This is a genomic window from Methylobacterium sp. CB376 (genome assembly GCF_029714205.1).
GTDB lineage: Bacteria > Pseudomonadota > Alphaproteobacteria > Rhizobiales > Beijerinckiaceae > Methylobacterium.
On sequence record NZ_CP121648.1, the window covers coordinates 5,968,678 to 5,991,255 of the forward strand.

At 72.8% G+C, this 22,578-nt stretch carries 22 protein-coding genes and 1 pseudogene; 3 read left to right on the top strand and 20 right to left on the bottom strand.

What is annotated here, in order from left to right; genetic code table 11:
* Positions 1-181: 181 nt before the first annotated feature.
* The 11 genes from QA634_RS27500 to QA634_RS27550 all read right to left on the bottom strand — a co-directional run bounded on the left by QA634_RS27500 (position 182) and on the right by QA634_RS27550 (position 12,303).
* On the bottom strand, positions 182-1,351 hold the full coding sequence (locus QA634_RS27500) for a multidrug effflux MFS transporter (protein WP_012335160.1): 1,170 nt from the start codon (positions 1,349-1,351) through the stop codon (positions 182-184).
* A gap of 191 nt (positions 1,352-1,542) precedes the next feature.
* The gene (locus QA634_RS27505; protein WP_012335161.1) at positions 1,543-1,779 is read right to left on the bottom strand and encodes a hypothetical protein; all 237 of its coding nucleotides are present in this window, start codon (positions 1,777-1,779) and stop codon (positions 1,543-1,545) included.
* 39 nt (positions 1,780-1,818) lie between these two features.
* Positions 1,819-2,424, bottom strand: a complete 606-nt coding sequence (locus QA634_RS27510; RefSeq protein WP_012335162.1) for an acyl-homoserine-lactone synthase — start codon at positions 2,422-2,424, stop codon at positions 1,819-1,821.
* Positions 2,425-2,503: 79 nt separating this feature from the next.
* Positions 2,504-3,241: a LuxR family transcriptional regulator gene (locus QA634_RS27515; RefSeq protein ID WP_012335163.1), complete on the bottom strand. Its 738-nt coding sequence runs from the start codon at positions 3,239-3,241 to the stop codon at positions 2,504-2,506.
* A 363-nt stretch (positions 3,242-3,604) separates the two neighbouring features.
* Positions 3,605-5,260, bottom strand: a complete 1,656-nt coding sequence (gene groL / locus QA634_RS27520) for a chaperonin GroEL (RefSeq protein WP_012335164.1) — start codon at positions 5,258-5,260, stop codon at positions 3,605-3,607.
* Positions 5,261-5,303: 43 nt separating this feature from the next.
* On the bottom strand, positions 5,304-5,618 hold the full coding sequence (gene groES / locus QA634_RS27525; protein ID WP_012335165.1) for a co-chaperone GroES: 315 nt from the start codon (positions 5,616-5,618) through the stop codon (positions 5,304-5,306).
* Between the two features lie 426 nt (positions 5,619-6,044).
* Positions 6,045-6,281 (bottom strand): hypothetical protein, encoded by a 237-nt coding sequence (locus QA634_RS27530; RefSeq protein ID WP_012335167.1) that lies wholly within the window; start codon positions 6,279-6,281, stop codon positions 6,045-6,047.
* Between the two features lie 155 nt (positions 6,282-6,436).
* Positions 6,437-7,381, bottom strand: a complete 945-nt coding sequence (locus QA634_RS27535; RefSeq protein ID WP_012335168.1) for an aliphatic sulfonate ABC transporter substrate-binding protein — start codon at positions 7,379-7,381, stop codon at positions 6,437-6,439.
* Between the two features lie 432 nt (positions 7,382-7,813).
* Complete coding sequence (locus QA634_RS27540; protein WP_012335169.1) at positions 7,814-8,638, bottom strand: Bax inhibitor-1/YccA family protein; 825 nt, start codon at positions 8,636-8,638, stop codon at positions 7,814-7,816.
* 191 nt (positions 8,639-8,829) lie between these two features.
* On the bottom strand, positions 8,830-11,418 hold the full coding sequence (locus QA634_RS27545; RefSeq protein WP_012335170.1) for an ABC transporter permease: 2,589 nt from the start codon (positions 11,416-11,418) through the stop codon (positions 8,830-8,832).
* A 189-nt stretch (positions 11,419-11,607) separates the two neighbouring features.
* Positions 11,608-12,303: an ABC transporter ATP-binding protein gene (locus QA634_RS27550; RefSeq protein WP_012335171.1), complete on the bottom strand. Its 696-nt coding sequence runs from the start codon at positions 12,301-12,303 to the stop codon at positions 11,608-11,610.
* Between the two features lie 54 nt (positions 12,304-12,357).
* Here QA634_RS27550 and QA634_RS27555 point away from each other — a divergent pair, with 54 nt between their 5' ends.
* Both QA634_RS27555 and thpR read left to right on the top strand, forming a co-directional pair.
* On the top strand, positions 12,358-13,131 hold the full coding sequence (locus QA634_RS27555; RefSeq protein ID WP_012335172.1) for an arylesterase: 774 nt from the start codon (positions 12,358-12,360) through the stop codon (positions 13,129-13,131).
* Positions 13,132-13,186: 55 nt separating this feature from the next.
* Positions 13,187-13,729: an RNA 2',3'-cyclic phosphodiesterase gene (gene thpR, locus QA634_RS27560; protein WP_012335173.1), complete on the top strand. Its 543-nt coding sequence runs from the start codon at positions 13,187-13,189 to the stop codon at positions 13,727-13,729.
* Positions 13,730-13,740: 11 nt separating this feature from the next.
* On the opposite strand, the gene QA634_RS27565 is transcribed toward thpR, so the two are convergent.
* Positions 13,741-14,346 (bottom strand): TetR/AcrR family transcriptional regulator, encoded by a 606-nt coding sequence (locus QA634_RS27565; protein WP_012335174.1) that lies wholly within the window; start codon positions 14,344-14,346, stop codon positions 13,741-13,743.
* 123 nt (positions 14,347-14,469) lie between these two features.
* On the bottom strand, positions 14,470-14,667 hold the full coding sequence (locus QA634_RS27570) for a hypothetical protein (protein ID WP_012335175.1): 198 nt from the start codon (positions 14,665-14,667) through the stop codon (positions 14,470-14,472).
* Positions 14,668-14,874: 207 nt separating this feature from the next.
* On the opposite strand from QA634_RS27570, the gene QA634_RS27575 reads away from it, so the two are divergent.
* On the top strand, positions 14,875-15,444 hold the full coding sequence (locus tag QA634_RS27575; protein WP_012335176.1) for a glutathione peroxidase: 570 nt from the start codon (positions 14,875-14,877) through the stop codon (positions 15,442-15,444).
* A 72-nt stretch (positions 15,445-15,516) separates the two neighbouring features.
* Here the strand turns inward: QA634_RS27575 and QA634_RS27580 are convergent, their stop codons facing one another.
* The 7 genes and pseudogenes from QA634_RS27580 to QA634_RS27610 form a co-directional block, all read right to left on the bottom strand.
* Entirely contained in the window at positions 15,517-16,647 is a 1,131-nt protein-coding gene (locus QA634_RS27580; RefSeq protein WP_012335177.1) for a sulfate/molybdate ABC transporter ATP-binding protein, read from the bottom strand.
* A 1-nt stretch (position 16,648) separates the two neighbouring features.
* Entirely contained in the window at positions 16,649-17,506 is an 858-nt protein-coding gene (cysW, locus tag QA634_RS27585; RefSeq protein ID WP_012335178.1) for a sulfate ABC transporter permease subunit CysW, read from the bottom strand.
* Positions 17,499-18,395, bottom strand: coding sequence for a sulfate ABC transporter permease subunit CysT (gene cysT, locus QA634_RS27590; protein WP_012335179.1), 897 nt, complete (start codon positions 18,393-18,395; stop codon positions 17,499-17,501). The genes cysW and cysT overlap by 8 nt, the downstream gene beginning before the upstream one ends.
* On the bottom strand, positions 18,392-19,327 hold the full coding sequence (locus QA634_RS27595; RefSeq protein ID WP_236728904.1) for a sulfate ABC transporter substrate-binding protein: 936 nt from the start codon (positions 19,325-19,327) through the stop codon (positions 18,392-18,394). Before QA634_RS27595 ends, cysT begins: the two co-directional genes overlap by 4 nt.
* Positions 19,328-19,402: 75 nt before the next feature.
* A pseudogene (gene cysN, locus QA634_RS27600) lies at positions 19,403-20,788 on the bottom strand (sulfate adenylyltransferase subunit CysN); the annotation flags it as partial.
* Entirely contained in the window at positions 20,788-21,723 is a 936-nt protein-coding gene (gene cysD, locus QA634_RS27605; RefSeq protein ID WP_012335181.1) for a sulfate adenylyltransferase subunit CysD, read from the bottom strand. The gene cysD and the pseudogene cysN, both read right to left, overlap by 1 nt.
* A complete protein-coding gene (locus tag QA634_RS27610) occupies positions 21,720-22,511 on the bottom strand; it encodes a phosphoadenylyl-sulfate reductase (RefSeq protein WP_012335182.1) in 792 nt (263 codons plus the stop codon). The genes cysD and QA634_RS27610 overlap by 4 nt, the downstream gene beginning before the upstream one ends.
* Between the last annotated feature and the right edge of the window lie 67 nt (positions 22,512-22,578).

The window sequence follows — 22,578 nt, forward strand, 5'->3', positions numbered from 1 at the left end:
TCACGCCCCGGTGCCGCGAGTGCAGCCTAGAAACCGAAGATGCTCGTCGTCGAGCTTTGCCGATCAATTCCTAAGGCTTGCATAATCCTCCGGCTCGGCACTGGGGCGAAGTCAGGACGGCCCAAGCAAAAGCCGCGGCGGCGGGCGACGGCTGCACGACCGGGATCGGGGCCGGCCCGCCTCAGCCCCGCCGGAGGGCCAGGGCCGCCAGGCTGGCCGCCGCGAGCAGGGTCACGGCGACCGGCGTCGCGGTGCCGTCGTGCCACGCCGCGACCGAGACCGTGAACGCGGCCCCGAGGGTCATCTGCAGGAAGCCGTAGAGGCTCGACGCGGCCCCGGCGGCGTGCGGGTCGACATTCATCAGCCCCGCCACGGCGTTCGGGCCGAGGAGCCCGATCCCGACCGCGTAGAGGACGAGGGGCAGGATCAGGGTCGCCACGCCGAGCGCGCCGCCGCGATCGACGGCGAGCAGCGCCAGCGCCCCGGCGAAGCACAGGCCGTTGCCGAGGCGCGCGGCGCGCCGGATCGGCATCCGCCCGGCGAGGCGGCCGGCGATCCACGCCCCCGCCACCATGCCGGCGACGACGAGCAGGCAGTCGAACCCGACCTGCTGCGGCGTCCGGCCCAGCCGCTCGCCGAGCAGGAAGGGCGCCACCGCCAGGAAGGCGTAGAGGCTCGTCCCCGCGCAGGCGCCCGCCACCACGTAGGCGCGGTAGACCGGCGCCCCGAGGAGGCGCAGGTAGGAGGCGGCGACGGCCGAGAGGCCCGGCAGGGCGACCGGGTGCCGGTTCGTCTCCGGCAGGCCGCGCAGCACGAGGGCGCCGAGGACGGCGACCAGGGCGGCGAGGAGCACGAACACCGCCCGCCAGCCGAGCGCCCCGCCCACGACGCCGCCGATCGCCGGCGCGAGGGCGGGCGTCAGGGTCATCGCCATGGTGAGGAGCGCGAGCTTGCGCGTGGCGTCCTCCGCGGTCGAGACGTCGCGCACCATGGCGCGGCCGAGCACGAGGGCGCCGCAGGCCCCGAGCGATTGCAGCACCCGCGCCGCCACCAGGACGCCGATGCTGCGCGCCGGGATCGCCAGGAGCAGCCCCGCGAGGTAGAGCGCCATCCCGGCGATCAGCACCGGGCGGCGGCCGTAGCGGTCGGAGAGGGGGCCGTAGACGAGTTGTCCGCAGGCGAGGCCGACGAGGTAGAGGGTGATCGTCAGCTGCGCCACGACCGGCGAGGTGCCGAGATCCGCCGCCGCGGCCGGGAGCACCGGCACGAAGATGTGCAGCGCCACGGTCCCGGTCATCGTCACGGCGACGAGCAGCGGCAGCGAGGCCCGGGCGGGCGCGTCCTTCGTCACGGTCTCGTCGCATCCCCTGGCTGGACGCGAGAGACCCGCGCCGGCGCGCTGGCGCCTCCCTCCGCGGGGAGGGCCCCGCGCGCGGCGTCGCGCCGCGCCCGCGGCCTCGCCCCGCGGACCGCGAGCTTAAGTCGAGCCGCGCCGGGACTCCCATGCCGGATCGGCATGGCAGGGTTCCGCCCCGTCCTCCATCAGTTGAGCTTGGGCTCGCCGCTGGCATCGTCCCGGCCGGACTCGCGAAACACCTCCCAGGCGGCGCGGATCAGCGCCTGGACGGCCGGCCGGCCGGCCACCGCCGGGTCGGGGAGGAACTGCAGGTCGATCGCCGCGGCGGCGGCGCGCAGGATCGCGAGTTCGGCCTGCACGTCGTCGGAGCGGCGCGCGCCCTCGGGCAGGAGCGGGCGCGCGGAGGGTGAATCGCGGTGCATCGGGGGATTCCTGGCAGGGGCTGGACTGGGGCGAGGGGGTCAGGCGGCGGCCAGGACCGGCCGGTCGGCGCCGCGCACGGCCCAGAGCTGGCGCAGGGTGCGCTCGTCGAAGCCCGCCTCGACGGCGATGATCTCCTCGCCCTCGATCACCCGCGGCAGGCCGAGCGGGAAGGCGCGGAAGTGGAGCTGGATCAGGCGCAGGAGCCAGGAGGTCGGGTTCTGCGAGATGAAGCGGGAGACGCCCCGCGGCAGGCCCCACTCGACGATCCCGGTGGTCAGCGCGAGCGCGACCGGGTTCAGGCGCCGGCCGGAGATGCGAGCCCGGTCCGAGACGCAGATCCGGCCCCATTCCCAGATGTGCGGCGCCGACGGCGCGGGCCCGTCGCACAGCTCGGGCAGGACGGAGGAGAGCAGATAGGGCCGCGTGGTCGGCAGGAGGCGAGAGTATCCGACAAGATCATCCCCCTGAATGGCAAGAAGATGAACCGCGTGCTCGTCATCGAACTGATCAACCTCCCGTTGATCCGGCCTCCTCAGATCGCTCCAGCCTTTGTCCTTGACGAAGATGTCGTGGCGGAGCCGGTAGGCCTGCTCCATCTCGGCCGCGTAGAGGTGGATGTTGGTGGCATCGACAACGTGAATCATCGGGAGGCTCCGGTGGTGCGGAGTCCCTTCTACGCATGGCAGCGGGCCGCCATAGTCCAAGAACTTGTACTTTGGGAATTCAACTGATGATACCGAGTCGCAATCCCAATGCAACCGCATGGGCGCGGCTCGTGGTGCCGAGCTTGCGGCGCACGGCGCGCAGGTGGCGGATCGCGCCGTGCGCGGAGATGCCCATGGCGTCGGCGATCTCCTGGTCGGACTTGCCGTCCGCGGCCCATTGCAGGCTCTCGCGCTCGCGCGGGGAGAGCGGCTCGGCGAGGGGGCCCGTCTCGCCCTTGGCGAGCAGCAGCACCTGACCGAGCGCGTAGGTCCCCACGAGGGTGAGCATGCCGCGCACGGCGGGGCTGAGGTCGAGCTTCTCGCCGACGAAGCTGACGCCCGCCGTGTCGCCCTCCAGGGTCAGGAGCGGCAGGGTGAAGCCCTCGCGCAGGCCGAACTCGCCCGCCTCGTCGAGGACGCGGCGGGCGGCGCGGTCGTCGGGGGCGCAGAGGCCCGGATCGGACCACGCGAAGCCGCTGCCGCGCTCGCCGACGCCGCGCACCACCGGGTCGTGGAGTATGTAGTCCCGGGCATAGTAGCGCCGCGCCCACTCGTCCGGGTAGGTGCCGGCGAACACGGTCGGGCGGCGATCGCAGGGCACCGCGTCGCAGATCCGCAGGGTGGCGAGCAGCACGTGCTCGACGCCCACCCCCGCCAGGGTCCTGAGGAGCTGGTCGCGGACATTCTCGGGCGTCGCCGTGCGGTGGATGGCCTGGAGAACCTCGCGAGCGAGATCGAGCGATCGCTTGGACATCATCGTCCCCTTCCGGCGCCGGGCCGCGCGGGCAGGCCGGAGCCGGGGCGCGGGCCGCCGCCATCCCCCGCCATCCCCCGCCTGCCGCAAGATTTCGATGCAAATTCCGTGACAAACGCCGAGCAGAACGCCCAGAGCTGCCCGATCCTGCCTCAACCCGGGCACTGCGAAAAGCCCCGAGAACTTGGACGCCTGGGGACATGGAGGGCACGGAAACCGAAGAGAAAGATTTTCTTGTCCAGGAAAACCACCATAAGCTGCAGCGGTCCGAACCATGGTTAATGATGGTTGTCAACCGCCGGCGGGCCGGAACGCAGAAGGGCCGCCTCGCGGCGGCCCTTCGCTCCGAGTCGGTGGTGGGACGGCTCAGAAATCCATGCCGCCCATGCCGCCCATGCCGCCCATGCCGCCGCCGCCCGGCATGGCCGGCGGGGCCTCCTTCTTGGGCGCGTCGGCGACCATCGCCTCGGTCGTCACCAGCAGGCCGGCCACCGAGGCAGCGTCCTGCAGGGCGGTGCGCACGACCTTGACGGGGTCGACGATGCCGGCCTGGATCAGGTCGACGTAGGTCTCGTTCTGCGCGTCGAAGCCGAAGGTGGCCGAGCCGTTCTCGGCGACCTTGCCGACCACGATCGAGCCCTCGACGCCGGCATTCTCGGCGATCTGGCGGATCGGGGCCTCAAGGGCCCGCACCACGATGTTGATGCCGGCCTGGACGTCGGGGTTGTCGCTCTTCACGCCCTGGGCCGCGGCCTTGGCGCGCAGGAGGGCGGCGCCGCCGCCCGGGACGATGCCCTCCTCCACGGCCGCGCGGGTCGCGTGCATGGCGTCGTCGACGCGGTCCTTCTTCTCCTTGACCTCGACCTCGGTCGCGCCGCCGACCCGGATCACCGCCACGCCCCCGGCCAGCTTCGCCAGGCGCTCCTGCAGCTTCTCCCGGTCGTAGTCCGAGGTCGTCTCCTCGATCTGCGCCTTGATCTGCGCCACCCGCGCCTCGATGTCCGCCTTCTCCCCGGCCCCATCGATGATCGTGGTGTTCTCCTTCTCGATCCGCACCCGCTTGGCCCGCCCGAGCATCGGAAGCGTCACGTTCTCCAGCTTGATGCCGAGATCCTCCGCGATCATCTGACCGGCGGTCAGGATCGCGATGTCCTCCAGCATCGCCTTGCGCCGGTCGCCGAAGCCCGGCGCCTTCACGGCCGCCACCTTCAGACCGCCGCGCAGCTTGTTGACCACCAGCGTGGCCAGCGCCTCGCCCTCGATGTCCTCGGCCACGATCAGCAGCGGCTTGCCGGTCTGCACCACCGCCTCGAGCACCGGCAGCATCGCCTGCAGCGACGACAGCTTCTTCTCGTGGATCAGGATGTAGGGATCCTCGAGCTCGGCGATCATCTTCTCCGCGTTCGTGATGAAGTACGGGGAGAGGTAGCCGCGGTCGAACTGCATGCCCTCGACGACGTCGAGCTCGGTCTCGGCCGTCTTGGCCTCCTCGACCGTGATCACGCCCTCGTTGCCGACCTTCTGCATCGCCTCGGCGAGCATGCGGCCGATCTCCGCGTCGCCGTTGGCCGAGATGGTGCCGATCTGGGCGATCTCGTCGTTGCGGGTGATCTTGCGGGAGTTCTGCTTCAGGTCCTCGACGACGGCGGCGACGGCGAGGTCGATGCCGCGCTTGAGGTCCATCGGGTTCATGCCGGCGGCGACGTACTTGGCGCCTTCCTTGACGATGGCCTGGGCCAGCACGGTCGCCGTGGTGGTGCCGTCACCCGCGAGGTCGTTGGTCTTCGAGGCCACTTCGCGCACCATCTGGGCGCCCATGTTCTCGAACTTGTCGGCGAGCTCGATCTCCTTGGCGACCGTCACGCCGTCCTTGGTGATCCGCGGAGCCCCGAAGCTCTTCTCGATCACCACGTTGCGGCCCTTCGGGCCGAGCGTCACCTTGACGGCGTTGGCCAGGATGTCGACGCCGCGCAGCATCTTCTCGCGGGCATCGGCGGAGAAACGAACGTCTTTGGCTGCCATAATGTCACTCCTCGGGAGACATGACGTGGATCGAAGGCCCCGCTCAGGCGGCCTTCTTGACGGCCTCGGTCGCCACCAGGATGCCGAGGATGTCGGATTCCTTCATGATTAAGAGGTCCTGCCCGTCGATGCGGACCTCGGTGCCCGACCACTTGCCGAACAGCACCCGGTCGCCCGCCTTCACGTCGAGGGGGACGAGCTTGCCGGCCTCGTCGCGGGCGCCCGGCCCGACGGCGACGACCTCGCCCTCCTGGGGCTTCTCCTTGGCGGTGTCCGGGATGATGATGCCGCCCTTGGTCTTCTCCTCCGCGTCGATGCGGCGGACCACCACGCGATCATGGAGCGGTTGGAACGTCATCGAGTGTCTCCAGCGCTTCTCAACCATGTCGTACAGGGCCGGGCTCTCGCCTGAGCCGCCCGGCCGCCGCCAAGCTGGGAGCGCGGACACCGCCGTTCAAGGGGGCGCCGAAAAAATTTTGGCACTCCCTGTTCGGGAGTGCCAGGCAGGGCCGCCCGGCGCGGGGGTGGGTCAGGCCGGGGGCGCGAGCCCGGCGCGCCGCTCGCGCAGCTGGCGGCGGGCCCGCGGGCGCGGGGCGCGGCCCTCCGGGCGGGGCGCGCGGGGGCGCGCGCCCGTTCGGCGGCGGGGGCGGCGGGGCGGCGAAGAGGGGCGTGGGCGCGCAGGCGCTGCAGCGGTCCCGGGCGCCGGCGCCGAGGATCTCGCGCAGGAGGGCGGCGCCGTCCGGGTCGCCCTCCAGGAGGTCGGCGCTGAAATGGGGCATCGGCGTCAGCGCTCGGCGAGGCGCAGGGGCGCGGCGCCGATCACCCGCACGGCGGGCCGCGGCGCGGTCCCGGTGCAGGCCGCCGGACGGTAGGGCCAGGCGGCGCCCGCGCAGGCGTCCGGCGCCGCCGGGGCCGGCGCCGCATGGCTGAGGGCGGCCGGGCGCGGCCCGTGCCCGTTCGCCATCACGACGATGCCGGCCGCCAGCATCGCGCCCAACAGGATCAGTCTCGCCACGCCCATCATGACCGCCCCCGCCCCGTTCCGTCCCTGATTTCAAGCTGAGCTGCGTATAGGGGGCGGCCATGTCCGGGATTTTGCGTCGGACGCGGCGGTTCGGGGCGAAATATTGCGTCGCGCCGGCGCGACGCAATATTTCGTTAACCGGCCGGCGCGGATCAGGCCTTGGGGATCCAGGCCCAGGCGATGTCGCGGACCCGGATCGCGCGCGGGATCAGGCCGAGGCGGTGGAAGCGGTCGGCGGTGGCCTGCTGGCCGTCCAGGACCGCCTCGTCGATCGGCTTGATCCGGAAGCGGGTGCGGGCGACGATCGCCGCCTCGACCTCGAGTTGGATGCCCTGCGCCTCGTGCAACGTCCGCGCGTAGGCGTCGCGGTTGGCCTCGGCCCAGGCGGCTTCCCGCGCCAGCACGTCCGCGATCTGACCGACCACCTCCGGGTAGGTCTCGGCGAAGGCCCGGTTGGCGAGGTAGAAGCTGTGCGGGTTCGCCACCTCGTGGTTGTGGGCGAGGACGCGGGCCCCCTTGCCCTCCGCGATCGCCAGGTAGGGATCCCAGATCGACCACGCGTCGATCGCGCCGCGGGCGAAGGCCGCGACGCCGTCCGCGGGGGCGAGGTAGACCGGGTTGATGTCGCCCCAGCCGAGGCCGCCCTTCTCGACCGCCGCCACCAGGGTGGCGTGGGCGCTCGATCCCTTGGGCACCCCGACCGTGCGGCCCCTGAGGTCGGCGAGGCTGCGCAGCCCCGAGCCCTCGGGCACGATCACGGCCTCGCCGCCCGCCTCCTGGGCGGCCACGTACAGGAGGTTGCCGGAGGCGGCCTGGGCGAAGATCGGCGGGGCGTTGCCCACCGTGGCGAAGTCGATGGCGCCGAGGTTCAGCGCCTCCAGCATGGGCGGGCCGAACTGGAACTCGACCCAGCGCACCGGGACGCCGAGCGGCCGGAAATGCGCCTCGTAGACGCCGCGCTGGCGGGCCGAGACGAACAGGCCGGATTTCTGGAAGCCGAGGCGCAGTTCCCTGGGCAGGGCCGCGGCCGCGCGGGCGGGAAGGCCGCCGGCGGCGAGGAGCGCCGAGGCGCCGGCGAGGAGGTCTCTGCGTCGCATGGGGCAGGTCCTTCGAGGGTGTCCGGGATCGCGGATCCCGTGTTCGGAGACCCGAACACAGCCCTCTCGCTTAAGGCGACCGCAGGGGGAATCAAGACTTCGCGCGATATCTAGACGGCGCAGCACGGGAATGTGCGACGGTCCGCGGCGAGTAGACCTGACGATATCGCCAATTTTGTTCTTCCGAAGCGGATCCGTCCGGAAGAAAGCTCGCGCTCCGGGGGCGGGAGGCGAAAACACCGTCCCACGATTGCGGCATTCGCGCCCAGGTGCGGGCGGGGAGGGAGCCGGCGAGCGGGCGCGGTCGGCCGGGGGCCGATCACCCCGTCGCGGGCGTCCCGCAACGGCGCCCCGCCCGACCGCCCCCGCGCAGCAAAAACCCCGGCCGCCGGGGGCGGCCGGGGTCCGCGAGGCCCCGCAGAGATGCGAGCGTTACTCGTTCCGGTTGCCCATCAGGGCGAGCAGGAACTGGAACATGTTGATGAAGTCCAGGTACAGCGTCAGCGCGCCGAACACCGAGACCTTGGCGGCAGCCTCCTGGTCGAAGTTGCCGTACAGGTACATTTCCTTCAGCTTCTGCGTGTCGTAGGCGGTCAGGCCGGCGAAGATGAGCAGGCCGATCACCGAGATGGCGAATTGCAGCGCGCTCGAGGCCAGGAAGATGTTGACCAGGCTCGCGATCACGAGGCCGATCAGGCCCATGACCAGGAACGAGCCGATCCCCGACAGGCTGCGCGCGGTGGTGTAGCCGTAGAGGCTGAGACCGCCGAACGCCGCCGCGGTGATGAAGAAGACCTGCACCACGCTGGCCCCGGTGTAGCGGAGCAGCAGCGTGGAGAGCGAGGCGCCCATCACCGCCGCGAAGGCCAGGAAGGTCGTGCGGGCGCTCGCCGCCGACATCCGGTCCATGCGGAAGGAGAAGAAGAAGATGAAGGCGAGCGGCGCCAGCGCCACCACCCACATCAGGGGCGTGGTGTAGAGGGTGATGCCGAACTGCGTCAGGTACTGGCCGCCGATCCGCACCATCTGGCCGGCGCCGTTGCGGGCCGCCTCCGCCGGAACGGCGGTGGTGGCGAGCTTGTTGACGCCGAGCGCGACCAGCGCCGAGACGGCGAGGCCGAGCACCATGTTGTTGTAGACGCCGAGCATGAACGCGCGCAGGCCCTGGTCGACCTCGACTTGGCCGCGGGCGTAGCCCGAGGGGGCTCCGTACCCGGTCGCGCCGCCCTGCCGGAACGGGCTGTTCTCGAATGCCATGGGAGATTCCTTCGGAAGCTCTCTAGCGTGGGAGTTCGTGATCGAGGCTCACGCGATCCTCGGACGCCGAAACCGGGCGTCGTGCGCCGAATATGAGAGGCCGGGCTTGTCCGCACAAGGGTCGGTGCCGGCCCCGCACCCCAGAGAAGGGGGCCGTCAATCGGCCGCAGCCGGTTCGAGGGATTAAACGCTCACAGATTTCGTAAGTAAGGCGCCGGCTTCTGACCGAGGATCCTGAAGGTCCCGGCGAGCCCGAGACCGACCGCCACCACCACCGCGAGGGCGCAGGCGAGGAGCGCCCCGGAGAGATCGAGCCGGAAATCGATCCGCATCACCTGGGTGACGATGACGAAGGCGGCGAGCGTGCCGGCGGCGAGGCCGAACAGGGCGGTGGCGAGGCCGAGCACCCCGTATTCGAGGGCGTAGGCGCCGAGCAGCCGCATCCGCGTCGCCCCGAGCACCTTGAGCACGACCGCGTCGTAGAGGCGCGCCCGGTGGCCCGCCGCCAGCGCGCCCGCGAGCACGAACAGGCTCGCCACGAGGGCGACGCCGCTCGCGCCGCGGATCGCGAAGACGAGCTTTCCGACGATGTCGTTCACCGCGTCGAGGGCGTCCTTCACCCGCACGCTGGTCACCGACGGGAAGCGCAGGGCGGCCTCCCGCAGGATCCTCGCCTCCAGGGCCGGGTCCGGGCCCTCCGGCAGGGTCAGGGTCGCGAGGTCGGCGTGCGGCGCCCCCCGGAAGGTGCCGGGCGAGAACACCATCACGAAGTTGATGCCGAGGGTGCGCCATTCCACGTGGCGCAGATTGGCGATCTTCACGGTGAGGTTGCGGCCGAGCACGTTGACCGTGACGCTGTCGCCGACCTTGAGGCCGAGGGCCCGGCCGAGCTGGTCGTCGAAGGAGACCAGCGGCGTCGCGGCCTGCTCGGGATTCCACCACGCCCCCTCGGTCACCCGCGAGCCGTCGGGGAGGTCCTGCGCGTAGGTGATGCCCCGGTCGCCGTCGAGCACCCAGGCGGCGTCCTCCGGCGCCTTGATCTCGCTCGCCGGCCGCCCGTTGAGGGCGACGATGCGCCCGCGCATCATCGGCGCCCGCTCGATCTTGCCCCGCGGCGCCTCGCCGCCGAGGAACTGGTCGAAGGCCGCGGCGTCCCGGCCCGGAATGTCGAGGAAGAACAGGCTCGGCGCCCGGGAGGGCAGCGAGCGGGTCAGGGTGCGGGTGATGCTGGCGTCGATCAGGCTCAGCGCCACCAGGAGCGTGATGCCGAGCCCGAGCGAGAGCACGATCGAGGGCGTGAGCGCGCCCGGGCGGTGGAGATTGGCGAGGGCGAGCCGCGGCGCGGCGCCGCGCGGGCGCGGCAGCCGGCGGGCCAGCGCCATCAGGGCGAGGGCGACGCCCCGCAGCAGGCCGAAGGCGAGGCCCGCCGCCACGATGAAGATCAGGGCGACCCGGCGGTCGAAGGCGGTGAGGAGGGCGAGCGCCACCAGCCCCGCGAGGGCGAGGCCGAGCACGACGAGGTAGCGCGGGCGCGGCCAGCGCCGCTCGGGATCGACCGTGTCGCGGAACAGCCCCGACACCGCGACGTCGTGGGCGCGCCCGAGGGGTCCGATCGCGAAGGCCAGGGCGGTGAGGAACCCGTAGAGGGACGCCACCGCCAGCTCGCCGGGGGCGAGCGTGGGCGTGAGCGGCACCGGCAGCAGGTCCGCGAAGGCGAGGACGAGCCCGTAGGGCAGGGCGGTGCCGACCGCGAGCCCGATCGCGATGCCGATCGCGGCGATCAGCATGACCTGCGTCAGGTAGAGGGCGACGACCTGCCCGCCGGGGGCGCCGAGGCTCTTCAGGGTGGCGATCGAGGCGCGCTTGCGCTCGACGAAGCCGCGCACCGCGTTGGCGACGCCGACGCCGCCCACCATCAGGGCCGTGAGCCCGACCAGGGTGAGGAACTGGGTGAAGCGCTCGACGCTGCGGGCGAAGCGCGGATCGGCGTTGAGCCGCGAGCGGATCTCCCAGCCCGCCTCCGGCAGGGCGGCGCGCACCGCGTCCGCGGCCCGCTCGACCTCCGCGTCGGAGGGATCGGCGAGCCGGACCCGGTAGACCCAGCGGTTGAGGCTGCCGGGCTGGAGCAGGCCCGAGGCCCGCAGGGCCGCCTCGCTGGTCAGCAGGCGCGGCCCGAAGCCGATCCCGTTGGCGATCTTGTCCGGCTCGGCCTGCAGCACGGCCCTGAGCGCGATCGTGGCGCTCCCGACCGTGACCCGGTCGCCGATCTTGAGGTCGAGGCGGGCGAGGAGGGCGGGATCGACCGCCGCCCCGAAGGCGCCGTCGCGCTCCGCCAGTAGGGTCTCGCGCGGGAGGGCCGGCGCGGTGACGAGGTCGCCGGAGGAAGGGTAATCCGGCCCGACGGCCTTCAGCTCGACGAGCGCCGCGCCCTTCTCCCCCGCCACCGCCATGGCGCGGGTGAAGGCCACCACGGAGACGCGGCCCTTCGCCTCCAGGACGGCCCGCTCCGCCGGGCTCGCCTCCCGGTGGATCAACCCGAAGGCGAGGTCGCCGCCCAGGATGGTCCGGCCCTGCTCGGCGAGGCCCCGGGTGAGGGAGCGCGACACCGAGGCGACGCCGGAGATCGCCGCGACCCCGATGGCCAGGCAGGCGAGGAAGACCGCGAAGCCGCCGAGCCCCCCGCGCAGCTCGCGCAGGGCGAGGCGCAGGATCAGCGGGAGCCGCGACGGGACCGCCGGGCGGCGCCCGGGGGCGCTCAGGGGAGGCAGGCTGCCGTGCATGGGGGTGTCCTGCGGGAGGCTGGGGATGCCCTGCGGGGGCGAGGGGCGCGGGCGGCAAGGGCGCGGGCAGCAAGCGGCCCGGGCGGGATCACGCCCCGCCGCCCGGGCCGGCCTCGCGGCGACGGCCGGGCGATGGTCCCTCCCCGCGCGGGGGAGGACGGCGCGGTCGCGGGGAAGGCCGACACGCGGTCACGCCGCCGCCGCGGCCTCGATCCGCCCGGAGCGCAGGCGCACCGTGCGGTCGCAGAGCCGGGCGAGGCCGGGATCGTGGGTCACCAGCACCAGGGTGGCGCCGCGGTCGCGCTTGAGGGCGAAGAGCAGTTCGACGATCGCGGCGCCCGTCGCCTCGTCGAGGTTGCCGGTCGGCTCGTCGGCCACCAGGATCGCCGGGTCCGGCGCCACCGCCCGCGCGATGGCGACCCGCTGCTGCTCGCCGCCCGAGAGCTGGGCCGGGTAATGGTGCAGGCGGTGGGCGAGGCCGACCGCCGCGAGGTCCCGCTCGGCCCGCGCCTGCGCGTCCGGCAGGTCGGCGAGTTCGAGGGGGAGCGCCACGTTCTCCAGCGCCGTCATCGTCGGCACGAGGTGGAAGGACTGGAACACGATGCCGATCCGCCGTCCGCGGAACCGGGCGAGGGCGTCCTCGTCGAGCCGCGACAGGTCCGTGCCCTCGACGAGGACGCGCCCGGAATCCGGCCGCTCCAGGCCCGCCATGGTCATCAGCAGGGTCGACTTGCCCGAGCCCGAGGGTCCGACCAGGCCCACCGCCTCGCCGGACGCCACCGCGAGGGAGATGCCCCGCAGGATGTGGACCCGCGCCGCGCCCCGCCCGAGGCTGAGCTCGACGCCGTCGAGGGCGATGGCCGGTGCGCTGGCCTTGTCGGTCATGGATCCGTCGCCGATCTGTGGGGGGCGTCGCGGAGAACGCCGGAGGGATGAGAGTTGAGCCGCATTGACGACCGCGCGGACGACCGCGCGGGCGGGCGCCCGACCGATATGGTCGGTCGCCGCCGCCTCCGCCAGCGCCTAGGCCGCGACCATGGCGGTCTCGCGACATTCCCGGTCCCCCGCCCGCTCCTGCGCCCGCTCCTCTGCCTGCTCCTCTGCGCCGCGATGACGCTCCCCGCCGCCCCCGCCCGCGCCGCGGAGCGCGCGCTGCACCTCGTCGCGCTCGGCGACAGCCTCACGGCCGGCTACGGCCTGCCGGCCGAGGCGGCCTTCCCGACCGTTCTGGAGCGCGCCCTGAAGGCGAAGGGACTCGCCGTCACGGTCGAGAATGCGGGCGTGTCGGGCGACACCACCACGGGCGGGCTCGACCGGCTCGACTGGTCGGTGCCGGAGGGCACCGACGGCGTCATCCTCGAACTCGGCGCCAACGACATGCTGCGCGGCACCGACCCGGCGGTCGCCGAGAGGAACCTCGACGCCATCGTGGCGCGGCTGAGGGGGCGGGGCATCCCCGTGCTGCTCGCCGGCATGAAGGCGGGGCGCAATCTCGGCCCGGACTACGTGGCGCGGTTCGACGCGATCTATCCGCGCCTCGCGGAGCGCTACGGGCTCGTCCTCTACCCGTTCTTCCTCGACGGGGTCGCGGGTAATCGCGGCCTGACCCTGGCGGACGGGCTGCACCCGACCGCCCGGGGCGTCGAGCGCATCGTCGCCGGCATCCTGCCCACCGTCGAGACCTTCGCGGCGCGCCTCGGCAAGGCGCCCTGACCGCGCCCGGCGACGCGCCCCGGCGGCGCCCCGCACCGAGAGGACGGAGAGTTCCATGCCGCGCCTGTTCACCGGCCTCGAGATCCCGCCCGAGACGGGCGCGGCGCTCAGCCGCCACCGCTTCGGCCTGCCGGGCGCCCGCTGGGTCGAGCCCGCCGACTACCACATCACCCTGCGCTTCATCGGCGACGTGGACGGGGGGCTCGCCGAGGAGATCGCCGAGGGCTTGGGCGAGACCCGCCCGCGCGGGGCGCTCCCCGTCGTCCTCGACGGGCTCGCGAGCTTCGGGGGCGACCGGCCGCATTCCGTCCACGCCCGGGTCGCGCCCTCGCCGGCCCTCGACGAGGTCCGGGCCGAGCAGGAGCGGCTGATGCGCCGCCTCGGCCTCAAGCCCGAGACGCGGCGCTTCACGCCCCACGTCACCCTGGCGCGGCTGCGCCGGCAGGCGACCCGCGAGGGGGTGGCGCAGTACCTCGCCGAGCAGGGCGTCTTCGCGCCGCTCGCCTTCACGGCGGAGCGGGTCGTGCTCTACTCGTCGCGGGACTCGGTGGGGGGTGGGCCCTACGTGGTCGAGGCCGCCTATCCGCTGGAGGCGTGAGCCGCCGCGGCTCACGCCGCCCGCAGGCCCGCCAGCAGGAAGTCGATCATCCCGTCGAGGGGCGGGGCGACGTCGCCGGGGCAGCGCTGGATCAGGACCGGGTGGCAGTAGCGCAGGATCGCCGTCTGCACGTAGCGGGCCGCCTGGGCCGGATCGCCCACCCGGAACTCGCCCGCGGCGACCCCCTCGGTGATCACCCGCTCCAGCACGGCGGTGATGCGGTCGACGTGGTGGTGGCAGACGCCCCAGCTCTCGGTCATCGCCGCCTCCACCATCTCGTGCATGCGCGGATTGGCGGTGATGCGCTCGGCGCTGTCGCGGTGGAGGGTGTGGATGATCGCGCGCAGGCGCTCGGAGGCGGGGCCGGGCCGGTCGGCCACGGCGGCGATCATCGCCTCGACCTCGCCGGTCAGGCGCTCGACCACGGCCTCGTTGATCGCCTTCTTCGAGTCGAAGAAGCGGTAGACGTTGGCCGGGCTCATGCCGAGGGTCTTGGCGATGTCGGCCACCGTGGTCTTCTGGTAGCCGATCTCCTGAAAGAAGCGGGCGGCCGTCGCCAGGATGCGGCAGCGGGTGGTGGGCGCGGTGGACTCGTCCGGCGGCTCGGCAGCGATCATCGGACGAGCCTATACGACGACCTTGGACCGGTTCAAAAGTGCATCGCCCCGCCCCCGGGCGGTTTGCCCGGGCTGTCGCGCATTTGCGTCACCCCGGCCGGCTCAAGAGCCGGATCGGCCGGCTCACGAGCCGAATTGCGAGCCCAGCTGCTCCAGGTATTCCGCCAGATCAACGCCGCCGACGCGCATGCCGTACGCGAAGCGCATGCCGGGACGGATCGGGATGCTCTCGCGCCGCGTGGTCAAGGTGAAGGGCCGGGTGCAGACCCATCCCCCGTCGCGCCGGTGCTCGAAATAGTCCAGGATCTCGTGCCGGTCCATGATCGTCTCCGCGAGCGTCGCTCTCGCACCAACGTGGCCGGGAACGGAAAGTTCATCGTGCGGCGTGCTGCGCCGCGCTACGGCTCAGCTTGGCCGGTCTTGCCGGACGGGCGCGGTCAACATTCTCGTGAGCGCGGCGCCGACGCCTTGCCGGCGCGGCCGCCCCGGCCGATCTTGCGCGGGTCATCCGATGCGGAGACCCCAACCATGTCGATCGCCCGCCGCGAGGCGCTCGCCCTGCTCGGCGGCCTGCTGGCGCTGCCGGCCCGGGCCGCCCCTTCCCCGACCGGCCTGACGGCCGCCTCGTTCTCGTTCGAGACGGTGGACGGCACCGTCCTCGCCCTGGCGGAGATGGAAGGCAAGCCGATCCTCGTCGTCAACACGGCCACGGCCTGCGGGTTCGCGCCGCAGCTCGCCGGGCTGCAGCAGCTCTGGACGCGCTTCGGCCCGCGCGGGCTGACGGTGATCGGCGTGCCCTCGGGGGATTTCGGGCGCCAGGAGCCCCTGGACGGCGCCGCGATCCGGGAGGCGATGCGGCGCTCCCACGGCGTGACCTTCCCGGTCGTGGCCAAGACCTCGGTGACGGGACCGGGGGCGCACCCGTTCTACCGCTGGGCCGCGGGCGAGCGGCCCGGCGAGACGCCGCACTGGAACTTCCACAAGTACCTGGTGGGGCGGGACGGCCACGTGGCGGCGGCCTTCGCGACCGCGGTCGAGCCGACGGACCCGCGGGTCATCACGGCGATCGCGCGGGAACTGGAGCCGCAGGCCGGGTGAGGGGAGGCGGGCGCCCCGTCACCCCGCCCGCCGCGAGGGGCCTCGCGCCGGTCGGTTCGGCAGCGAACCGGATCAGCCCCGCGGGAACACCCGGGCCTCGCTCGCCGTGAGCGCCACCCGGTCGCCCTTGCGGTAGACCTCCGTCACCTTGACCTCGACCGCCCCGTCGGCGCCGTCGAGCTGGATCTCCGCCACCGTCCCGCGGGCGGTGCGGCGCCACTCGCGCACGGTGCCGAACAGGGCCGCCTCGCCCTGGCCCACGCTCATGTGCCAGGGGCGCAGGCAGAGATCGACCGGCCCCTCCGGCCAGTCGGGCGAGGCCGCCAGGGTCGGCCGCCCCTCGACATGGACGCGGCCCGCCCGGATCTCGGCGTCGAGCCGCGCCGTCTCCCCGACGAAGGACATCACGAAGCGCGAGGCCGGGTCGTCCTGGACCTCGTGCGGCGCGCCGACCTGCTCGATGCGGCCCAGGTTGAGGATCGCGATCCGGTCGGCGAGTTCGAGCGCCTCGTCCTGGTCGTGGGTGACGAAGACCGTGGTCTGGCCGGTCTCGCGGTGGATCTCCCGCAGCCAGCGCCGCAGGTCCTTGCGCACCTGCGCGTCGAGGGCCCCGAAGGGCTCGTCGAGGAGCAGCACCGAAGGCTCGACCGCCAGCGCCCGGGCGAGCGCCACGCGCTGGCGCTGGCCGCCCGAGAGCTGGGCCGGGTAGCGCCCCGCCAGGGTCGGCAGCTGCACGAGGTCGAGCAGGTGGCCGACCCGGCGCTTGATCTCGGCCTCGGAGGGCCGCCGCGCGCGCTCGCGCGCCCGCAGGCCGTAGGCGATGTTCTCGAACACCGTCAGGTGCCGGAACAGCGCGTAGTGCTGGAACACGAAGCCGACGCCGCGCCGCTGCACCGGCACGTCGGTCGTGTCGCGCGGCCCGAAGAACACCCGGCCCGCATCCGGGATCTCCAGCCCCGCGATCACCCGCAGCAGCGTGGTCTTGCCCGAGCCCGAGGGGCCGAGCAGCGCCAGGAGCTCGCCCGGCGCGATGGTCAGGCTCACCCCTTCGAGGGCCGCCGGGCCGTCGCCGCTGTAGCTCTTGACGATGCCCTCGACCCGCACCTCGGTGCCGGTGCTGCTCATGGTGCGCGCGGCCGCGGCCTCCCCGCCGCGGGCCTGCACGCGGGGCGCGGCGAGGGCGTCGGCGTAGCCCGCCACCATCTCAGTGCGCTCCCCGGCCCGCAAGGGCGTCGGCGTGGCGCCATTCCAGGAAAGTCTTCCCCGCCAGAGTGATGAGGGCGAGGAGAGCCAGGAGCGAGGCGATCCCGAAAGCCGCGACGTAGTTGTACTCATTGTAGAGGATCTCGACGTGGAGCGGCATGGTGTTGGTGAGGCCACGGATCCGTCCCGAGACCACCGAGACGGCACCGAACTCGCCCATCGCACGGGCGTTGCAGAGCAGGACGCCGTAGAGCAGCGCCCAGCGGATGTTGGGCAGCGTGACCGTCCGGAAGACCCGCCAGGGGCTCGCCCCGAGGGTCAACGCAGCCTCCTCGTCGGTGGTGCCCTGGTCCTGCATCAGCGGGATCAGCTCGCGCGCCACGAACGGGAACGTGACGAAGACCGTCGCCAGCACGATCCCCGGCACCGCGAAGATCACCTCGATGCCGTGGCGCTGCAGGAAGGGCCCGAACAGGCCCTGGGAGCCGAAGATCAGCACGTAGATCAGCCCGGCGACGACCGGCGAGACCGAGAAGGGCAGGTCGATCAGGGTGATCAGGAGGTTGCGGCCGCGAAAGTCGAACTTCGCGACGGCCCAGGAGGCGGCGATCCCGAACGCCACGTTGAGCGGCACCGCGATCACCGCGACGAGCAGCGTCAGGCGGATCGCCGCCTGCGCGTCCGGCTCCGCGAAGGTCGCCAGGTAGGTGGCGAGGCCGCGGCTCAGCGCCTCCGTGAACACCACGACGAGGGGCAGCAGCAGGAACAGGGCGAGGAAGGCCAGGGCCGCCAGGACGAGCGCGAGGCGCACGCCGCGCGGCTCGGTCAGGTAGGCCGGGCGGGAGACCGGCTCAGACATGGCCGAACCTCCGCCGGCTGTGATCCTGGATCAGGTTGATGGTGAGCAGCGCCCCGAACGACATCAGCAGCATCACGGCGGCGATCGCGGTCGCGCCAGTGTAGTTGAACTCTTCCAGCTTGATCACGATCAGGAGCGGCGCGATCTCGGACACGTAGGGCAGGTTGCCGGCGACGAAGATCACCGAGCCGTACTCCCCCACCGCCCGCGCGAAGGCGAGGGCGAAGCCGGTGAGCACGGCCGGCAGGAGCGGCGGCAGGATCACGGTGGCGAGGGCGCGCGGGCGCGACGCGCCCAGGATCGCGGCGGCCTCCTCGCTCGACTTGTCGATCTCGGCGACCAGGGGCTGCACCGTGCGCACGCAGAAGGGCAGGCCGACGAAGACGAGTGCCACCAGGATGCCAAGCGGCGTGTAGGCGACCTTGAGGCCGAGCGCCTCCAGGGGCGCGCCGAGCCAGCCGTTGCCGGAATAGAGCGTCGCGAGGCAGATGCCGGCGACCGCGGTCGGCAGCGCGAAGGGCAGGTCGACGAGCGCGTCGATCACCCGGCGGCCGGGGAAGCGGTAGCGGGTCAGCACCCAGGCGATGAGCAGCCCGAACACCGCGTCGATCGCCGCCGCCGCCAGCGACAGGCCGAAGGAGGTGCGCAGGGCCGCGAGGTTGCGCGCGTCGGTGAGGAGGGCCCACAGGCCGGCCGGGCCGATCGCCGAGGCGCGCAGCAGCAGCACCGCGAGCGGGATCAGCACCAGCAGGCTCAGGTAGGCGACGGCGAAGCCGAAGGTCAGGCGGAAGCCCGGCAGGGCGCTCGGCCGCCGGAACGTCCGCCGGGCGGCCCGCGCCGCCGGCGCCGGCCCGGCGCCGGGCGATCCCAGGGCCGAGGCCGTGCTCACTGCCGCGCCTTCAGGATTGCGTCGAAGACGCCGCCATCGTCGAAATGGGTCTTCTGCGCCTTGCCCCAGCCGCCGAAGGTGTCGTCGATGGTGACGAGCTTCAGCTTCGGGAAGCGGGCGAGGTCCTCCTTGGCGGCGGCGGATTCGTCGCGCGGGCGGTAGAAGTTCTTGGCGATGAGGGCCTGGGCCTGTTTGCCGTACAGGAATTGCAGGTAGGCCTCGGCCTGGCGGCGGGTGCCCTTCTGGTCGACGTTGCCGTCGACGAGCGCCACCGGCGGCTCGGCCAGGATCGAGAGCGAGGGGACGACGATGTCGAACTTGCCCTTCCCGAACTCCTCGTCCGCCAGGAAGGCCTCGTTCTCCCAGGCGATCAGGACGTCGCCGAGGCCGCGCTGCACGAAGGTCGTCGTGGCGCCGCGCGCGCCGGTATCGAGGACCGGCACGTTCTTGAACAGGGCCGCCACGAAGGCCTTGGCCCTAGCGTCGTCGTTGCCGTTCTGGGCGAGCCCGTAGGCGTAGGCCGCGAGGTAGTTCCAGCGCGCGCCGCCCGAGGTCTTCGGGTTCGGGGTGATCACCTGGATCCCCGGCCTCACCAGGTCGTTCCAGTCCTTGATGGCTTTCGGGTTGCCCTTGCGCACCAGGAACACGATGGTCGACGTATAGGGCGTCGCGTTGTGGGGCAGGCGCTTCTGCCAGTCCGCCGGGATCTTCCCGGTGCGGGCCGCGATCGCGTCGATGTCGCTGGCGAGGGCCAGCGTCACGACGTCGGCGGGGAGCCCGTCGATCACCGCCCGGGCCTGCGCGCCCGAGCCGCCGTGGGAGGCGCGCACGGTCACGCTCTCGCCGGTCTTCTGCTTCCACTCGGCCGCGAAGGCGGCGTCGATCGCCCGGTAGAGCTCCCGGGTCGGATCGTACGAGACGTTGAGCAGCACCGCCTGCGCCTCGACCCGCGCGGGCGCGGCGAGGCCGAGGAGGGCCGCCCCGGCGAGGAGCGCGAGCCCCTTCGCCCCGAACAGCCGGCGCAGGCCGGAGAGGAACCCGCCGCGGCGGGCGGCGACCGGGTCTCGCGCCGGGCCTTGGGCTGAAACTTGGGCCGGGACTTGGACGAGGCCGAGGGCGGCCGTGTCGGTGGAGTCGCGGTCGATCAGGATCAGGCTGCCGGTGTCGCGGTTCTCCCGGTAGGCGTCCACCGCCACCGGCCGGTCGAGGCTGAGCACCACGTCGCCGATGTCGTTCACGGCGAGCCGCTCGGCGGGCTCCGACAGGCCGGTCTCGGGATCGATGCGCGAGACGATGCGCTCGACGGTCGCGTTCGCCGTCGCGGTGCCGATCTTGGCGATGAGGGTCGCGCCCGCCGCGACCTCGCTCTCCCGCGCCCAGAACAGGCGCACGTCGAGCCGGTCGGCGACCCGCGGCGGGGCGCCCGCCGCCGCGATCACGCTGCCGCGCGAGGCGTCGCGCTCGTCGGCGAGGACCAGCGTCACCGACTGGCCGGCCACGGCCTCGTCGAGGTCGCCGTCCGCCGTGAAGATCCGCGCGATGGTCGAGGCTTGGCCCGAGGGCAGCAGCGCGACGGCGTCGCCCGGCGCCACCCGGCCCGAGGCGATCATTCCGGAGAAGCCGCGGAAATCGGGGTTCGGCCGGTTCACCCACTGCACCGCCATGCGGAAGGGGGCGGCCTCCTCCTCCGCGTGGGCCGGCACCTCCTCCAGGTGCTGCAGCAGCGGCGGGCCGGCATACCAGGGCGCGGCGGCGCCCGGCAGCACGACGTTGTCGCCGTTCGCGGCCGAGAGCGGGATCGCCGTCACGTCGGCGAAGCCGAGCGGGGCCGCGAAGGCGCGGAACTCGCCCGCGATCGCCTCGAAGCGGGTCTCCGACCAGCCGATCAGGTCCATCTTGTTGACGGCGAGCACGACGCGCCGGATGCCCAGCATCGAGACCAGGAGCGCGTGGCGCCGCGTCTGCCGGCTCAGGCCCTTGCGGGCATCGACGAGCAGCACCGCGACGTCGGCCGTCGAGGCGCCGGTCGCCATGTTGCGGGTGTACTGCTCGTGGCCGGGCGTGTCGGCGACGATGAAGGAGCGCCGCTCGGTCGAGAAGAACCGGTAGGCGACGTCGATGGTGATGCCCTGCTCGCGCTCCGCCTGCAGGCCGTCGACCAAGAGCGCGAGGTCGATCTCGCCGCCGCGCGTGCCGTGGCGGCGGGAATCGCGCTCCAGCGCGGTCACCTGGTCGTCGAAGATCTGCTTGGTGTCGTGCAGCAGGCGCCCGATCAGGGTCGACTTGCCGTCGTCGACGGAGCCGCAGGCGATGAAGCGCAGCACCTCCTTGCGCTGGTGGGCGGCGAGGAAGGCCTCGTAGCCGAAGGCGCGGGTGGACTGGTGCACCGTCATCAGAAGTAGCCTTCCTGCTTCTTGCGCTCCATCGCGCCCGCCCCGTCCTTGTCGATCACCCGGCCCTGGCGCTCGGAGGTGCGGGCGGCCAGCGTCTCGCCGATGATCTCCGGCAGGGTCGCGGCCTCGCTCTCCACCGCCCCGGTGAGCGGGTAGCAGCCCAGCGTGCGGAAGCGGACCTTGCGCAGTTCGGGCGTCTCGCCCGGCTCCAGCGGCAGGCGCGCGTCGTCGACCATGATCAGCTGACCCTCGCGGCGCACCACCGGCCGCTCGGCCGCGTAGTAGAGCGGCACGATCGGGATGTTCTCCCGCTCGATGTAGAGCCAGATGTCGAGCTCGGTCCAGTTCGAGAGCGGGAAGACGCGCAGGGATTCGCCGCGCCTCTTCTTGAGGTTGTAGAGGTGCCAGGGCTCGGCGCGCTGGCGCTTCGGGTCCCAGCGGTGCTGGGCGGTGCGCAGCGAGACGACGCGCTCCTTGGCGCGCGAGGCCTCCTCGTCGCGCCGCGCGCCGCCGAAGGCCGCGTCGAACCTGTGCTTGTCCAGCGCCTGGCGCAGGGCCTGGGTCTTCATCACGTCGGTGTGGACCTCGGAGCCGTGGCTCACCGGGCCGATGCCGCGGGCGAGCCCGTCCGGATTCGTGTAGACCAGGAGGTCGAGGCCGAGCTCCTTCGCGCGCCGGTCGCGGAAGGCGATCATCTCGCGGAACTTCCAGGTCGTGTCGATGTGCAGCAGCGGGAAGGGCAGCCGGCCCGGCGCGAAGGCCTTCAGCGCGAGGTGCAGCAGGACCGACGAGTCCTTCCCGATCGAGTAGAGCATCACCGGGTTCTCGGTCTCGGCGACCGTCTCCCGCATGATGTGGATGCTCTCCGCCTCCAGGCGCTGCAGGTGGGTGAGGCGCGGAGAGGTCTCCGCGAAGGATCTGAGCGCGACGCTCATGCGGCCAACTCCGGCTTCGACGAGGGCAGGCTGACGGACGATTGCGCCGGCGCGGTGGCACCGCGGTCCGGGACGCCGGCGACGTGCAGCCCGCACTCCTTCTTGGATTCCTGCTCCCACCACCAGCGCCCGGCCCGCTCGGGCTCGCCGACCTTCACGGCGCGCGTGCAGGGCGCGCAGCCGATCGACGGGAAGCCCCGGTCGTGCAGGACGTTGTAGGGGACGTAATTCTCGTGGACGACGCGGGCCACGTCCTCCCGCGACCAGTCGGCGAGCGGGTTGATCTTGATGAGACCCCGCGCCGCGTCGGCCTCCGCGAGCGGGGTCTCGGCGCGGTTCGCCGACTGGCCGGCGCGCAGCCCGGTGATCCAGGCCGCGGCACCCGCGAGGGCGCGGCCGAGCGGCACCACCTTGCGCAGGCCGCAGCAGGCCTGCCTTGCCTCCACCGAGTGCCGGAAGCCGTTGATCCCCTGCTGCGCCACGAAGCGCTCCTCGGCCTCGCGGTCGGGCACGTAGGCGCGGATGCGGACATCGTAGGCGGCCTCGGTCTCGGCCCAGACGTCGTAGGTCTCGGGGAAGAGCCGGCCGGTGTCGAGGGTGACGATCTCGGCCCGCGACCGCGCCATGCGCAGGTGATGCGTCAGCGCCTGGTCCTCGAGCCCGAAGCTCGTGGTGAAGACCAGGCGGCCCTCGACGCGCCGGTCGATCAGCGCGAGCCGGGCGGCGATGTCGAGGGGGGCGAGCGCGAGGCTGAGCTCCTGCGCCGCGCGGTCGAGGGCGTCTGTCATGGGCACTCGTTTCGGGCACTCGTTGCGGGGACCCGCTGCGGGGGACACGCAGCGGAACGCGCCTTGT

What these genes read in the sequence shown, in the direction of transcription:
- QA634_RS27505 (WP_012335161.1), bottom strand. Translation starts at nt 1,779, where the DNA reads ATGCACCGCGATTCACCCTCCGCGCGCCCGCTCCTGCCCGAGGGCGCG.
- QA634_RS27510 (WP_012335162.1), bottom strand. Translation starts at nt 2,424, where the DNA reads ATGATTCACGTTGTCGATGCCACCAACATCCACCTCTACGCGGCCGAG.
- QA634_RS27515 (WP_012335163.1), bottom strand. Translation starts at nt 3,241, where the DNA reads ATGATGTCCAAGCGATCGCTCGATCTCGCTCGCGAGGTTCTCCAGGCC.
- groL (WP_012335164.1), bottom strand. Translation starts at nt 5,260, where the DNA reads ATGGCAGCCAAAGACGTTCGTTTCTCCGCCGATGCCCGCGAGAAGATG.
- groES (WP_012335165.1), bottom strand. Translation starts at nt 5,618, where the DNA reads ATGACGTTCCAACCGCTCCATGATCGCGTGGTGGTCCGCCGCATCGAC.
- QA634_RS27530 (WP_012335167.1), bottom strand. Translation starts at nt 6,281, where the DNA reads ATGGGCGTGGCGAGACTGATCCTGTTGGGCGCGATGCTGGCGGCCGGC.
- QA634_RS27535 (WP_012335168.1), bottom strand. Translation starts at nt 7,381, where the DNA reads ATGCGACGCAGAGACCTCCTCGCCGGCGCCTCGGCGCTCCTCGCCGCC.
- QA634_RS27540 (WP_012335169.1), bottom strand. Translation starts at nt 8,638, where the DNA reads ATGGCATTCGAGAACAGCCCGTTCCGGCAGGGCGGCGCGACCGGGTAC.
- QA634_RS27545 (WP_012335170.1), bottom strand. Translation starts at nt 11,418, where the DNA reads ATGCACGGCAGCCTGCCTCCCCTGAGCGCCCCCGGGCGCCGCCCGGCG.
- QA634_RS27550 (WP_012335171.1), bottom strand. Translation starts at nt 12,303, where the DNA reads ATGACCGACAAGGCCAGCGCACCGGCCATCGCCCTCGACGGCGTCGAG.
- thpR (WP_012335173.1), top strand. Translation starts at nt 13,187, where the DNA reads ATGCCGCGCCTGTTCACCGGCCTCGAGATCCCGCCCGAGACGGGCGCG.
- QA634_RS27565 (WP_012335174.1), bottom strand. Translation starts at nt 14,346, where the DNA reads ATGATCGCTGCCGAGCCGCCGGACGAGTCCACCGCGCCCACCACCCGC.
- QA634_RS27570 (WP_012335175.1), bottom strand. Translation starts at nt 14,667, where the DNA reads ATGGACCGGCACGAGATCCTGGACTATTTCGAGCACCGGCGCGACGGG.
- QA634_RS27575 (WP_012335176.1), top strand. Translation starts at nt 14,875, where the DNA reads ATGTCGATCGCCCGCCGCGAGGCGCTCGCCCTGCTCGGCGGCCTGCTG.
- QA634_RS27580 (WP_012335177.1), bottom strand. Translation starts at nt 16,647, where the DNA reads ATGGTGGCGGGCTACGCCGACGCCCTCGCCGCGCCCCGCGTGCAGGCC.
- cysW (WP_012335178.1), bottom strand. Translation starts at nt 17,506, where the DNA reads ATGTCTGAGCCGGTCTCCCGCCCGGCCTACCTGACCGAGCCGCGCGGC.
- cysD (WP_012335181.1), bottom strand. Translation starts at nt 21,723, where the DNA reads ATGAGCGTCGCGCTCAGATCCTTCGCGGAGACCTCTCCGCGCCTCACC.
- QA634_RS27610 (WP_012335182.1), bottom strand. Translation starts at nt 22,511, where the DNA reads ATGACAGACGCCCTCGACCGCGCGGCGCAGGAGCTCAGCCTCGCGCTC.